The sequence below is a fragment of the Domibacillus sp. PGB-M46 genome (assembly GCF_022668875.1).
Taxonomy (GTDB): Bacteria; Bacillota; Bacilli; order Bacillales; family Domibacillaceae; genus Domibacillus.
This window is the reverse complement of the sequence record NZ_JAKGCR010000016.1, coordinates 35390-49312: the sequence shown is the minus strand read 5'-3', so window position 1 is coordinate 49312 and position 13923 is coordinate 35390. Positions and strand designations below refer to the sequence as shown.

General features: G+C 45.5%; 16 protein-coding genes and 1 riboswitch. Of the genes, 9 read left to right on the top strand and 7 right to left on the bottom strand.

Annotated elements, in window-relative coordinates; genetic code table 11:
• Positions 1-78 precede the first annotated feature (78 nt).
• Genes L2D08_RS16560 through L2D08_RS16540 form a run of 5 tightly spaced genes read right to left on the bottom strand, consistent with a single transcriptional unit; the run spans position 79 to position 3776 of the window.
• Positions 79-1104 carry a ThiF family adenylyltransferase gene (locus L2D08_RS16560; protein ID WP_242235338.1) on the bottom strand — a complete coding sequence of 342 codons (1026 nt, stop codon included), beginning with the start codon at positions 1102-1104 and terminating at the stop codon, positions 79-81.
• Complete coding sequence (locus L2D08_RS16555; protein ID WP_242235336.1) at positions 1101-1868, bottom strand: thiazole synthase; 768 nt, start codon at positions 1866-1868, stop codon at positions 1101-1103. Before L2D08_RS16555 ends, L2D08_RS16560 begins: the two co-directional genes overlap by 4 nt.
• 2 nt (positions 1869-1870) lie before the next feature.
• Positions 1871-2074, bottom strand: coding sequence for a sulfur carrier protein ThiS (gene thiS / locus L2D08_RS16550; protein ID WP_242235334.1), 204 nt, complete (start codon positions 2072-2074; stop codon positions 1871-1873).
• Positions 2071-3207, bottom strand: a complete 1137-nt coding sequence (gene thiO, locus L2D08_RS16545) for a glycine oxidase ThiO (protein ID WP_242235332.1) — start codon at positions 3205-3207, stop codon at positions 2071-2073. The genes thiS and thiO overlap by 4 nt, the downstream gene beginning before the upstream one ends.
• Before the next feature lie 8 nt (positions 3208-3215).
• On the bottom strand, positions 3216-3776 hold the full coding sequence (locus L2D08_RS16540) for a thiamine phosphate synthase (protein WP_242235330.1): 561 nt from the start codon (positions 3774-3776) through the stop codon (positions 3216-3218).
• 73 nt (positions 3777-3849) lie between these two features.
• Positions 3850-3960: riboswitch (TPP riboswitch) on the bottom strand.
• 167 nt (positions 3961-4127) lie between these two features.
• Between L2D08_RS16540 and L2D08_RS16535 the strand changes: the two genes are divergently transcribed.
• Positions 4128-4265 (top strand): Fur-regulated basic protein FbpA, encoded by a 138-nt coding sequence (locus L2D08_RS16535; RefSeq protein WP_242235328.1) that lies wholly within the window; start codon positions 4128-4130, stop codon positions 4263-4265.
• Between the two features lie 15 nt (positions 4266-4280).
• On the opposite strand, the gene L2D08_RS16530 is transcribed toward L2D08_RS16535, so the two are convergent.
• Entirely contained in the window at positions 4281-5513 is a 1233-nt protein-coding gene (locus L2D08_RS16530) for an MFS transporter (RefSeq protein ID WP_242235326.1), read from the bottom strand.
• Between the two features lie 110 nt (positions 5514-5623).
• Between L2D08_RS16530 and L2D08_RS16525 the strand changes: the two genes are divergently transcribed.
• The 5 genes from L2D08_RS16525 (at position 5624) to L2D08_RS16505 (ending at position 9487) form a co-directional block, all read left to right on the top strand.
• Complete coding sequence (locus tag L2D08_RS16525; RefSeq protein ID WP_242235324.1) at positions 5624-6499, top strand: LysR family transcriptional regulator; 876 nt, start codon at positions 5624-5626, stop codon at positions 6497-6499.
• 89 nt (positions 6500-6588) lie between these two features.
• On the top strand, positions 6589-7593 hold the full coding sequence (locus L2D08_RS16520) for a lactonase family protein (RefSeq protein WP_242235323.1): 1005 nt from the start codon (positions 6589-6591) through the stop codon (positions 7591-7593).
• A gap of 1 nt (position 7594) precedes the next feature.
• The gene (locus L2D08_RS16515) at positions 7595-8374 is read left to right on the top strand and encodes an SDR family oxidoreductase (protein WP_242235321.1); all 780 of its coding nucleotides are present in this window, start codon (positions 7595-7597) and stop codon (positions 8372-8374) included.
• 202 nt (positions 8375-8576) lie between these two features.
• Complete coding sequence (locus L2D08_RS16510; protein ID WP_309241390.1) at positions 8577-8765, top strand: DUF6612 family protein; 189 nt, start codon at positions 8577-8579, stop codon at positions 8763-8765.
• 77 nt (positions 8766-8842) lie between these two features.
• A complete protein-coding gene (locus L2D08_RS16505) occupies positions 8843-9487 on the top strand; it encodes a uracil-DNA glycosylase (protein WP_242235317.1) in 645 nt (214 codons plus the stop codon).
• Here the strand turns inward: L2D08_RS16505 and L2D08_RS16500 are convergent.
• Positions 9458-10729: an MFS transporter gene (locus L2D08_RS16500; RefSeq protein WP_242235315.1), complete on the bottom strand. Its 1272-nt coding sequence runs from the start codon at positions 10727-10729 to the stop codon at positions 9458-9460. The two genes, L2D08_RS16505 and L2D08_RS16500, sit on opposite strands and share 30 nt — an antisense overlap.
• Before the next feature lie 194 nt (positions 10730-10923).
• Here L2D08_RS16500 and L2D08_RS16495 point away from each other — a divergent pair, with 194 nt between their 5' ends.
• From L2D08_RS16495 to L2D08_RS16485, 3 genes are all read left to right on the top strand, one after another.
• Complete coding sequence (locus L2D08_RS16495) at positions 10924-11856, top strand: manganese-dependent inorganic pyrophosphatase (RefSeq protein ID WP_242235313.1); 933 nt, start codon at positions 10924-10926, stop codon at positions 11854-11856.
• Between the two features lie 127 nt (positions 11857-11983).
• A complete protein-coding gene (locus L2D08_RS16490; protein WP_242235311.1) occupies positions 11984-12886 on the top strand; it encodes a YitT family protein in 903 nt (300 codons plus the stop codon).
• Positions 12887-13016: 130 nt separating this feature from the next.
• Positions 13017-13547: a YceI family protein gene (locus L2D08_RS16485; protein WP_242235309.1), complete on the top strand. Its 531-nt coding sequence runs from the start codon at positions 13017-13019 to the stop codon at positions 13545-13547.
• The last annotated feature ends 376 nt before the right edge of the window (positions 13548-13923 follow it).

Here is a 13923-nt window from a genome sequence, read left to right as displayed (position 1 = left end):
AGCAGACTTTTCATCCTTGGCGGGTTGAGATTGTTTATTAAAGATAAAAAAACGATCCGGGGCTTCCGGATCGTTTTTTTATTGGAAATATTGATAATAAACCCGCTTGCTTTCTTCGACAGAAGATACCCCTTGAATCAAAACGCGGCCATCGCGGAAAGCCGTAACCGTATAAGGTGTTTGCTGAAAAGAAAGCAAAAAGCCGTTTTGGTGCGTAATCGTGGTTGTTTGTTTAATATGATCTGCCAGCTTGGCCAGGTTTCGCTTCGTTACATCAGCCGGCCGGATTTGTACCGTGTCGCGTCCGCACAAAACCGCAAACTTGGTTGTCCGCTCGTACGATAAAAACGGATAAACAGGTTCTGTGCCGCAGGAAGGGCAGTCTTGTTTTTTCATACGCTGCACATCAACCGATGAAAATTGGTTTTTCCATAAATCAAAAGAAAAAATGGTTCCACGCAGTGCCTCCGTGTTTCCTGAAAGCCATTTAAGCGCTTCCGCCGTTTGAACAGACGCAGTCATTTGCACAGCGGGTGAAATAATGCCAGCAGTGTCGCAGGTGGCGCCTGTTCCCGGCATCGTATCCATCAAGCAGTGGAGGCAGGGTGTTTCGCCCGGCACGATGAGCATGGATAAGCCGCCTGATGCTACACAAGCTCCATACACCCAGGAAATGCGCTTTTTTTGGGCGACATCGTTTAAGATAAAACGTACATCAAAATTATCAGTGCCATCCACAATCAAATCGATATGGTTCCGGGTCGTGACCTGCTCCAAAAAAGCCGCGTCGACGTCCTGGGTAAGGGCGGTGATGTGAACGTCAGAATTAACTTCAGCCAATCTTTTTCGTGCTGCTTCTGCTTTAGGCATCCGGTCTACAGCATCTTGCTCGGTGTACAAATTCTGCCGCTGCAAGTTAGAAAAATCTACGTAATCCCGGTCTACAATCGTTACCTGCCCGACACCAGCGCGGACAATCATTTCTGCATTAGCCGCACCAAGAGCCCCAGCGCCAATGATCAGCACATGTTTTGTCCGCAGAGAATCCTGTCCGCTTCGTCCAATGCCTGGAAACAGCACCTGTCTTGAGTACCGGTCCGTCAAAGCACGCTCATTCCTTCAAGCGGGCTTGAAGCATTCGCATGAAGTTTTTTCGGAATCCGTCCCGCCTGGAATCCGCCCCGTCCGGCAAGCACCGCGTATTTCATTGCTTCGGCCATTTGAACCGGGTCCGCTGCGCCGGAAACCGCTGTGTTAAGCAGTACACCATCCGCCCCAAGCTCCATCGCTTTGGCTGCGTCAGATGGTGTGCCGATGCCAGCATCCACAATAACGGGTACATTCGCCTGCTCGATAATGTAATGAATATTGAGCGGATTGACAATTCCAAGGCCGGTGCCAATGGGGGATGCGCCCGGCATAATCGCATGGCATCCAAGGTCTTCGAGCCGCTTGGCCAAAAGTACGTCATCTGATGTATACGGAAGAACAATAAATCCTTCTTCTAAAAGCATTTCAGATGCACGCAGGGTTTCAACGGGGTCAGGCAGCAACGTTTTGTCGCAGCCAATGACTTCCACTTTGATCATATCACATAAACCGGATGCTTTCGCGAGCTTGGCGATCCGTACTGCTTCTTCCGCCGTTTTGGCGCCCGCTGTATTTGGCAGAAGGGTATATTTTTTAACGTCAATTTTTTCTAAAAAGTTCGGCTGGTTCGGCTCGAAAATATTCATTCGCCGTACCGCAAACGTTAAAATTTCCGTTTCAGACGCTTCAACCGCCGCTTTTTGTATATCAAAATCAGGGAATTTGCCCGTGCCGAGCAGCAGCCGGGATTCAAATGAGTAAGGTCCAATCTTTAACATGTTTATCCGCCTCCTACAAATTGTACAATTTCTACACGGTCGCCATTTGCCAGCTTTTGATCGTCCCGCGTTGTTTTATCTAAAATAGACTGATTCAATTCCACAATGGCCAGATCTTTATTTAAATCAAAGTGATCCAGCAGGTCACGTACCGTTCTTACATTTTCCGGTACCTCTACTTCGCGTCCGTTTACAGTCATTTTCATACAGGTGCTGCCTCCTTTTGGGGTAAAAAGCGCGCCGGAGAAAACGGCGCAAGACGCGCCGCCGTTCTTGAACAGCCGCTCAAATATTTTTCCATTAACAGCCCAGTGGCAGGGCTCAGCAGGATGCCGTTTCGGTAATGCCCGGTGCATATGTATAAGCCGTCAATAAAAGGGTGCGCACCGATAACAGGAAGATGGTCTGCCGCCTGGGGGCGGACTCCGGACCAGGTGCGTTCGACCATGCCCGTATCTAAAACCGGGAGCAGGCGGGCTGCGCGGTTTAACAGCGAGCGAATGCCGCCGGCTGTAACAGACGGATCAAATGTATTTGGCGTGGAGGTCGCACCGATCAGCATTTCATTATTTCTTTTTGGCACGATGTAGCAGCCATCAACTGCAAATACCGTTTTAACAGGCGCTTTTTCTGTCAGCTTCACAGATACACATTCGCCTTTTACAGGAATAACGGGCAGAGAGAAGCCGGTGTCCGGAAGAAGAGAAGAACTCCACGCACCCGCTGCGTTAATGACACGATTCGCATAGACATCACGTGATTTTGTTTGGACGCCAAGAACTTGTTCATTTTTGATAAGCAGCTTTTGAACGGCGGTGTGCTCATAAACGTGAACGCCTGCATTGGCTGCTGAACGAAGCAGTGCGAACGCAAGCAGCGGCGCTTTTACTTGATTGTCTTTTTCTAAATAAATCGCACCGGCTGTACCGCCCGTTAACTGAGGTTCTATTTTGGGAATCTCTTCAGGCTCAAGCCAGGAAACAGTCGGATCTTTTTCTGATAGAAAATGGTATTGATGGGCTAAAGCATCCCGATCTTCTTCGGATGCGGCTACTTTCAGCAGGCCGGCTTTTCTGAGCTCGATGTCAACGCCGGACTCTTCAAAAAGCTCATCACGCAGGTCGGGGAACAAATCCCTGCTCTCAAGAGCGATTTCCATAAGCGGGTTTTCACACTCAAATTCATTTTGCGCTCCAAGCATACCGCCTGCAGCCATCGACGCTTTCCCGGCAGCACTGGAATCAAACAGTGCAACTGAATAACCTGCTTTGGCAAGACGGTAGGCAATGGAACAGCCAATGACACCGCCGCCAATTAAAATATACTCATACTTGTTCATATACAGTTTCACACCTTTCTGTTGAAAAAAGCAGAAATCATTGCAACACCGGAAGCCCCTGCCTGCCGGACTGCTGGAATATTGCTTTGATCAATTCCGCCAATAGCGATGACCGGAATGGCAACAGACTCGGTTACTTTGCGAAGAGCGTCGAGTCCTCGTCCAGGCAGGTTTTTTTTGGAGTTTGTGGCAAACACATGTCCAAAGTAAAGGTAATCAGCTCCGTCGGCTGCCGCTTTTTGGGCAGAAGAAACAGAATGAACGGACCGGCCGGCAAGCTTGTCAGGATGCTTCTGTTTAAAATGTGTCAGCCGTTCATCATATTCAGAAAAGTGAACGCCTAATACCGGCAGAAAGGGCACCAGATCGGGTGATGAGTGAAGAATCAGTTTTTCGGGCGGCATTCCCCGCTCAATCAAGCCGGTCAGGTGAGTGAAAAGCTGTTGTACAGACAATCCTTTTTCCCGGATACAAACAGCATCGATTTCTGGAAAAAGAGAAAGCAGCTTTGTTTGTACATGATCCGGCAGGCCGGCTCCATCAGTTACAGCATGAATCAGCTGCCTCACCTCCTAAAACAAAATAAAAAGCGCTGCTTTCTATAAAAGAAAGCAGCGCTGAATGCACAAAGATAAACCGTTAAAAAGGTTTTCGCCACTTTCCTACGCCAGTATGAACTGGATCAGGTTCCAGGAATCCCAAAGTCACTCACTTTGATCTCAGCCTTTTTAAAAGGCACCTCCAGTGGAAGAATATTCAGTTTTTTTTAGGATAGCACAAATGAAAACAGGTGTCACGATAAATTCGCAAACTAAAAAAGCGCTCTCTTTTTCTTGTCCTTATTTGTCGCAAGGTATGTTTCATAAAGTTTATTACGGGGGAATAAAATAAAAGCAACAAGAAAAAAGGGGAAGAACACCATGCATACGACAGAAAATGAACAGATGATCTGGATCGAAAAGCTGATGGCTCAAGGGATTTTCAAGCATGGCGACCGCCAGCTTTATGAATTATCAATGGAAGAATTAATGTATTTAAGTGACCAAAGTGAATCATAGATAATTAAAAACCGCTCAAGCGTTTCCATGCGCTTGAGCGGTTTTGTTTTTCCGGATGCAATAAACACCGGGCTGTTTGTGTTCAGCATAGAAAATAAGAGGGATCGACCCGGCCAGAAGGGAAAGAATAAAGCCGATGACACCAATCCAATTGAAATGCGCCCAAAACCAGCCGCCGAATGATCCAACAACACTGGAGCCAAGATAATAAAGAAGCAAGTACATAGAAGACGCCTGTGTTTTGTTAAATCCTGCATATTCTCCTACCCATGTGCTGGCGATCGAATGAGCGGCAAAAAAACCGAACGTAAAAACAGCAATGCCGATAATTTTCATGAAAAGAGAAGGGAAAAGCGTCAATACGGCACCGGATGCCATGATGCCAATCGACCATTTCAGCAAAAGGGGAATTCCATATTTGTCTGCTTTTTTGCCCATGTAAACTGCACTGAACGTTCCCATTAAAAAAACAACAAAAATAAATCCAATCAGCGTCTGGCTAAGCGAATAGGGAGGAGTAATCAGCAAAAAACCAATATAGTTATACAGCGTAACGAAGCTGCCCATTAACAAGAAACCAAGCGAGACAACAGCCAATAAGGGGCGGTTATACAAATGAATTCGGTATGTGAATGCCATTTCTTTGAAAGAAGGCTGCTTCTTCACGGAATGGCGCGGGTTTGGCAGTGAAGTTAAAAAGAGAACACTGGCTGACAGCGCCGTCAGGCCAATCAACAGCAAAGCGATTCGCCAGCTGAAGAAATCGGTTAAAAGCCCCGTTAAGATACGTCCCGACATTCCGCCAATGGTTGTGCCGCTAATATAAAGCCCCATAGCCGATCCGATGGCTTTCGGGTTGAATTCTTCCGCTACATATGCCATTGCAATAGCCGGTACACCCGCTAAAAAAAGACCGAGCAGTGCCCGGAAAGCCAGCAGCGTCCAAAAGTTTGGGCTCAAAGCTGTCAAGATCCCGATGATAGAGGCTGCAAACATCGAAACAGCCATCAGCTTTTTTTTTCCGTAGGCATCAGAAAGGGCGCCTGCTCCGATCATGGAAAGTGCCAAAACACCGGTAGACAGGGACAGGGCGAGACTTGCAATTGAAGCAGAAACACCAAATTGCTCCGAAAACAGCGGCATGAGCGGCTGTGTGGTATACAGCGTGGCAAAGGTAACGAAGCCTCCTAAAAACAAAGCAAAGCTCGCTTTTTTTTGTTCCACGGTTCCTTTTTCAATAAATGACATGTGCATCCTTCTTTCCTCATCATCCTATGTTTTACTATACGCTTCTGAAAATGATAGTTCCAATTTATAATTAACATAGGAACAATGCGTTTTAGTTATGGAGGGATTCGATGGAATGGCATCAAATTGAAAATGCCGCAGCCGTGGCGCAGACACGCAACTTTACAAGAGCAGCGAAAAAGCAGGCAATTTCCCAGCCCGCCCTCAGCCGGTCGATCATGAAATTAGAAGAAGAGCTTGGTACACCTCTTTTTTTGCGCGGAAAAAAAGAGGTGCAGCTGACGCAGGCAGGTGTCATTTTTGTTCAGAAAGCGCAGCAGGCACTTCAACTTATGAAAGAAGCAAAGGAAGATATTCAGGAAATTGTATCTCCCGACAAAGGCAATGTATCAATTGCTTTTTTGCCGACGTTTGGGCCGCATGTGCTGCCAAATTTAATTGCAGAGTACAAGCAGCTCTACCCAAATGTAACTTTTCAGCTTTCTCAGGGAGCAGGAGAAGCCAATATGAAAAAAGTACAGGAAGAAGAAGTAGATTTATGCATTACCGCACCGCCTTATAAATGCCGTGATATCGAGTGGACGGTTGTTCGGGAAGAGCAGTTGTATATAACCGTTCCCGCGAGTCATCCATTTGCATCACGGCCGTATCTTTCATTTCGTGAAGCAGCGGCTGAACCTTTCGTGACCTTTAAAAAGGGGTTTGGCCTCCGATTTATGTTTGATGAGATGTGTGAAGAGCTGGGAATCGAGCCGCAGATCACATTTGAAGGAGAGGAGGTCCCGACCATTGCCGGCTTTGTCGCGGCAGGGCTGGGCCTTTGTGTGCTTCCAAAAAAACCGGAAATTGCTCATGAGCCGCTTGTTTTTATCGAGATCAGCGATTATTCTCTTGTTCGAAAAATCGCGATCGGTGTAAAAAAGCGTGGAGCCTTATCACCAGCTGCCCGCCAGTTTAAAACATTTGCAGAAAAATATCTGCAATAAAATCATGGCGGCCAGGTATGAAAAAGAAAAAGACGGGGTAATAAGAAGAAATAGAATGAAATCGTAAATGTAAATGGAGGGATTAGCTGGTGAACCACACACTCTGGGCAGGCAGTTATGCCAAAAAAGAAGAGCCGGGTATTTACAAAGTAATCGTAGACACGGAGTCGGAAACGCTGACGATCACAAATCGTTTCAGCGGGGTAGAAAATCCGTCTTTCCTGGCAGAAGCAGATGGTTTTTTATATGCAGCGTCTGAATCAATGGACGGAAAAGCGGTTCTTTTTAGTATTGAGCCTGATGATCTCATTTTGAAAGCAGAAGCTGACGCAGGAGAAATGGCTCCCTGCCATATTTATGCAGAGGATACATATGCATGGACAGCGAATTACGGGGGATCGATAACGAAATACGAACGCAGCGGTGATACCCTTCAAAAAACCGCTTTTTCAAAACATGAAGGAAGCGGTCCAAACGAAGAAAGACAGGATGCGCCGCACGTTCATTCGGTTACGCCTTTCCCGGATGGGCGTCACTTGCTTGTCTGCGATCTTGGAACAGATACGCTTGTGGTTTACGACAAACATAAACTGGAGATTATAAAAGAAGTCAAAGCGGCACCCGGAGCAGGGCCGCGTATGGCTCTTTTTCATCCAGAGCAGCCCGTTGTTTATGTGATGAATGAGCTGGATTCTACGGTTTCCGTTTATAAAGTCGGAGATGGGGGCGCCATTACGCATCTCGATACACTTGCCGGGCTGCCGGCCGGTTACAGCGGCGAACATACAGGAGCGGATGTGCAAATAAGTTCCGACCGCCGATTTTTATATGGGGCCATACGGGGCTGGGATGGGCTGGCGGTTTTTGATATCGGCCCGGACGGTAGCTTATCTGAACCGCGTCATGTAAAAGTGGATGGGAAAACGCCGCGCAGTTTTTATGCATTGCCGGATGAGCCTTTTTTAGTAGTGGCTTTCCAAGAATCAGATGAAATCTGCTTGTTTAAAATTCAGCCAAATGGCCTGCCTGTGTTTACAGGGGGAAGAGCCGCTGTCACAAAGCCAGTTTGTGTTATTAAGAGAGGAGAGAGGTAAGATGAATACGTCCTTATCAGGTAAAACAGCACTTATCACAGGAGCGGGATCAGGAATTGGCAGGGCCACCGTGATCAAAATGGCGGAAGCTGGCGCGAACGTTATCCTGCTCGACCGCAGCCGGGAAGATTCAGACGAGCTTGTGAGTGAAATTGGCGAAGATCGCGCTTTTCACGTAACGGCTGATGTATCAAAAGCGGATCAGATGGAAAAAGCCATTCGAGAAGGTGCAGAAAGATTTGGCGGAATCGATATTGTTTTTGCCAATGCAGGGCAAAATGGAACTTTTACGCCGCTCGAGCATTTAGAGCCGGACGATTGGAATTCGGTGATGATGACCAATTTAACCGGCACCTTTTTAACATTAAAATACACCATTCCTTACTTGAAAAAGCAGGGCGGCAGCATTATTATCACATCGTCCATCAACGGGACGCGCACGTTTAAAAACTTTGGATTTTCAGCTTACGCGACTACGAAAGCAGGACAGGTGGGCCTTGGTAAAATGGCTGCGGTCGAGCTTGCGCAGTTTAAAATCCGTGTTAATATCGTCTGCCCGGGAGCCATTGATACGAACATTGACGACAGCACAAACAAAGAAGAAGAAAAGCTGAAAGAAATTACAATTCCGATTGAATACCCAGAAGGCAATCAGCCGCTTGCCGGAGGGTCCGGACAGCCGGAGCAGGTAGCAGACCTTGTTCATTATCTGGCTAGTGACGCGGCCAGTCACGTAACAGGATCTGTTGTGTACGTTGATGGGGTTGAATCGCTTCTGTAAAGGACTTCAGTCATATTTTCATAAAAAAAGAAAAACCGGTACAAGCTGGTTTTTCTTTTTTTTATGGCCCTTCTTACTTATTAGGTATTTTTCTAAAACTTTTTCTTCTTTCTCCGTATGTAGGTTGAGAACCGATAAAAAGGAGAGAAAAAAATGAAAAAGTGGGCTCAGCTGACTTCAGCGTGTTTTCTGACAATGGGTCTTGCATGTAGACAAAGAAACCTTTCAGACTACAGCGGTTGATATGACCATGGATATGACGATGGAAATGGAAGGAGAGTCCATGAAAGTTAATCAAGTAGTGAACGCGGACTACAGCAGCTACAACAAAGTGAAAGGGATCACTGTTCCCGAAGATATTGTGAAAAACGCACAGGAAATACAGATGTAAAAGAAACCTGCCCTTAAAGGCGGGTTTTTCTTTTGGGGAAAAGGGAAAAATGAGTAAAAAAAGAAAGAAGCGATCGTATGAGAATTCCCGAAGAGCTTGCTGAGCTCGGCAAAAAAAGAATCGAGCCGTATCCGGTTGAAGGATTTGTCTACGGAAGCGGGCCGGAGCACCCAAAGCTTATGCTTGTTGGAGAAGCACCCGGTGAAACCGAAATTGGAAACGGCATTCCGTTCAGCGGCCGGGCAGGAAAAGAGTTAATGAAATTTTTAGCGATGGCAGGGGTTGGCCGGGAAGAGGTGTATATTACAAGTGCTGTACGAAGCCGCCCGTACAAATGGGGTGAAAAAAGGGAGCCGGACGGTACGGCCGTGAAAAGAAAATACAACCGCGCCCCGACCAGCCGTGAAATTCTTGCGCACGCGCCGCTGCTTGATTATGAGATTGAGCATGTAAAGGCGCCGATTATTGTCACACTGGGCAATATCGGCTTAAAACGGCTGGTCGGAAATGACAAAAAAGTATCTGATCTTCATGGTAGACTGCTCGTACAGCCGGTACTGCAGTTAAAGGAAGAACAGTTTGAATGGACTAAAAAGAACTATCGGATTTTCCCCACTTTTCATCCAGCGTCCATCTTTTATAATCGCCGCCTGCTTGAGCTTATTCATGAAGACATGGAAAAGCTTCGCCTGCTACGCCGGGATTTTCCGATGTACGATTAAGCCAATCAACACAAACAGCATCAATGATGAAAGAGCTGCCCGGCTGGCAATGTCACCATGGTCAGCGAGCAAGAGCGTGATTGTGCCATACATAAGCGGGCCGACAATAGCGGACAGCTTGCCGGAAAAAGCAAACAGCCCAAAAAACTGGCCTCGCTTGTTTTCAGGGGAAAGCTCGATAATCAGCACGCGGGATGTGACCCAAACTGCGCCGAGTGCCAAGCCGAATAAGCTGCCTGTTATCCAAAACATCGGCTGATTGATGGCAAAGGTCCCGAGCAAAAGAGCGGCGAACAAAATGATCCCGACGTAAAAAACAGCTCGTCTTGCACCGGCGGAACGCGTAACATAGCCGAAAATAAGTGAACCGATGATGCTCGAAATGGTTGAAACAAGGTAAAGCAAAATAAATTCGCCCGATGAAAAACCGACAATGGCTTTTGCATACACGGCCATCATGGCGATGGCCGTGGCAATAGCGTCATTGAGGAAGAAGTAAACGATCATAAACAAAAAGATTGGGCGGTATCTTTTCATATCTTTAAATGTTTCCCACACATCCCGGTAACCGGCGAAAAAAGACCGTTTTGCCTGCGCAGGACGCGGCGTTTCTTTGTAAAACAGAACAAGCGGCAGCGTGAAAAGTAAAAACAAGCCGGCAGTCGGTAAAAAAGCATCCGCATACGTACCGCCGCTGGCGAGCGGATAAACAGCCAGGCCGGCAAGTGTACCCATATAACCGATGGCTACTCCGAACCCTGACAGAAGCGGCATCGTTTCTTTTGAACTGATGTCAGGCAGCATCGCATCATAAAAAATTAAGCTGGACTGGTAGAAAAACTTGGCCGCCACAAACAGTACAACAACCACTATGAAAGCTGCCGGCAGCCCGTGCCAGTTTCCAAAGTTCTGCGGGGCGGCCAGCCCCATAAGAGCAGTGGACAAAATGGCAGCAAAAGCAAAAAACATGACGCAGCGCTTTTTATGTCCGCTTTGATCAATCCATACACCGAATAAAGGAGAGAAAATAACGAGGAAAAAACTTGAAACAGCATTGGCATAAGACAAGAAGGTACTGGCAATTTGATCAAGCCTTTCGCTTCCACCCGCGATTTCCTGTACATAAAAAGGGAAGAAAATCGTTGTAATATTCGATGAAAAAATCGTATTAGCGAAATCATATAAAGCCCAGGAAAGAATGGGCATGGTAAAATACCATTTCCAGCCCCCTTTGTTTCGCATAGAAACACCTCCATAGTAATATAATTCCAATCCGCATTCTTTCATTCCTGCTCTTTACAATAATTTAACGTTTAAACCAATTAATCTTATAGGTTTTTAAAATCATTTCCGCTATACTGTAATTAAAGCAGGACACTTTTTTCGTTTTACGTTAAAATGAAACGGAATACTCTACATAAAGCGAGGGAAAACAATTGGGAAAAACATTTATTTTTGGCCACAAAAACCCGGATACGGATTCGATCTGCTCAGCAATCGTTTATGCTGACTTGAAAACGAAGCTTGGCTTTGACGTGGAAGCGGTTCGCCTTGGTGATATCAACGATGAAACGGCTTTTGCGTTAAAAACATTTAATGCGGAAGCGCCGCGTTTAATTGAAAAGGCGTCACCAGAAGTAGACTCTGTTATTTTAGTGGACCACAATGAGCGTCAGCAAAGTGTAGATGACATTGATGACGTACATGTTCTTGAAGTTATCGACCACCACCGGATTGCTAACTTTGAAACAGCGGATCCGCTTTACTACCGTGCAGAGCCAGTTGGCTGCACAACGACTATCCTAAACAAGCTTTACAAAGAGCATGGTGTGGAAATCGAAAAAGAGATTGCCGGCTTGATGCTGTCAGCGATCATTTCTGATTCTCTTTTGTTTAAATCACCAACATGCACAGAGCAGGACGTAAAAGCTGCACAGGAACTGGCCCAAATCGCTGGGGTAGATGCGAGTGAATACGGCCTTAATATGCTGAAAGCGGGCGCAGATTTAAGCGGCAAAACAGCAGAAGAGCTTATCGGTATCGATGCAAAAGTATTCCCGATGGGCAGCAAAAAAGTAGAAATCGCACAAATTAACGCTATTGATCCGGCTGATGTGTTAGCGCTGAAAGCGGAGCTTGAGCAAGCGGTAACAGATGCGATCGTAGAAAAAACACTTGATCTATTCCTTGTAGTCATTACGGATATCTTAAACAGCGACTCTGTAGCTATCGCGATTGGTGCAGAAACTTCAGCTGTGGAAGAGGCGTTCAATGTAAAACTTGACGACAACCAGGCGCTTTTAAAAGGCGTCGTATCCCGTAAAAAACAAATCGTTCCTGTGTTAACGGAAATTCTTCAGAACCGTTAAGTTCAAATGCCCTTGTTATGCAGGGCGTCAATGAACAGAAAAGCGTCTCTTTTCAAGAGACGCTTTTTTTGCTTTTGGGAACTTGCTATAATAGAAAGAATAAATATAGGAATAAAGGGGTGAGCGGATGGAACAGCTGCAAGCAGCACCACAAGAACCGAATCGTCAAAGGCAGCATCAAAAAGCAGGGCCGAGGCGCTTGTTAAAACGAACATTATTTATTTTTATCGGCGCTGTATTAATGGCTATCGGCATTGAAATTTTCCTGGTGCCCAACTCGATTATGGACGGTGGCCTTGTAGGGATTTCGATTATTTTATCTAGTATAACTGGTATCAAGATAGGTCTTTTTTTATTTTTACTGAATATTCCGTTCTTTTTCCTCGGCTATAAACAAATCGGCAAAACCTTTGCGCTTTCAACGATTTTTGGGATTGCTGTATTAGCGATTTTTTCCACGTTTCTGCATCCGGTAGCAGCTTTTACAAGCGATATTCTGCTGGCTTCTGTGTTTGGCGGCATTGCGCTTGGGGCAGGAGTAGGAACAGTTATCCGGTATGGGGGCTCTCTCGACGGCACGGAAATTTTAGCAATTTTGATCAATAAGAGGCTGCCATTTTCAGTTGGTGAAATTGTCATGTTTTTTAACGTATTTATTTTTTTATGGGGCGGCTTCGTATTCGGCTGGGACCGGGCTATGTATTCTGTGCTCGCGTACTTTGTAGCTTTTAAAACAATTGACGTAGTAATTCAAGGGCTGGATGAGTCGAAATCAGCCTGGATTATCTCTGATCAGTACAAAGAAATCGGTGAAGCGATTATTGCCCGCCTTGGACGCGGCGTTACGTATTTAGATGGGGAAGGTGCTTATACAGGCGAAGATAAAAAAGTCATTTTCTGTGTCATTACCAGGCTTGAAGAAGCGAAATTAAAATCTATTGTAGAAGATTTGGATGAAGGAGCATTTCTTGCAGTGGCAGATATTGCGGAAGTCCGGGGCGGACGCTTTAAGAAAAAAGATATTCATTAAGCCAAAAGCTCGGCTAATGCCGAGACTTTTTTATTGAAAAAAATTGTGCTATTATCTTGAATTCGAAATATATATAATGTATATTAAAGTTATAAAGTTACTTTTATAAATTAATGGGGGGGTATGCAAAATGGCAGTATTAACATTTGACCAGGTACACAGCGGGATTGCGTTTCAAGTAAAACATATGATGGTATCGAAAACAAAAGGTGAATTTACAAGCTTTGATGTGGAAATTGATGGTGATGTCAATCAATTAGAAGCTGCAAAATGGACGGTATCGATTGATACGGCATCGATTGATACAAATAACGAAGATCGGGACAACCACCTTCGTTCAGGTGATTTCTTTAATGCAGAACAGCATCCGAAAATCACATTTATCAGTGATACGATCCAAAAGATATCTGAAAATGAATACGAGGTAACGGGTCAGCTTACATTAAAAGGTGTTACAAATACAGAAACATTTACCGTTGAATATAACGGAACATCAAAAAGCCCATTGGATGGCAGCACAATTGCCGGTTTTGATGCAGAAGGCAAAATAAACCGCGAGGCATATGGTTTAACATGGAATGCTCCGCTTGAAACAGGTGGCGTTCTTGTAGGAAAAGACGTGAAATTCAGCGCGAATTTTGAATTTGTCGTTGGTGAATAAAAAAGAAAAAGCATGCCCTTTAAGCAGGGGCATGCTTTTTCCTTAGCAGTCAGTACCGTTATTACGATTTAGGACTGTTTTCTGAATGTGAAAAAGTGTATCCATGCATAAGCAGGCCTGAACGAAATAGTTGCGGATAAATGATGTTAGACACCGGTTTAGAACACCAAACATATGGAAGACGGGAATAGATAATCCCAAATCGAAATGGCACGCTTATCGTCACGAATTATTTTTAGCCGTTAAAATGCCCTCCTGGTGAATAATTGAACTCTTTCTTGAGTAAAAATAGTTTGTCGTGAGAGGGGCCTTTAAAAAAGTGAAACCTTTAGCGAGAGAATAGCGTATGCATTCATATACTTCGTTATAAAAGGAG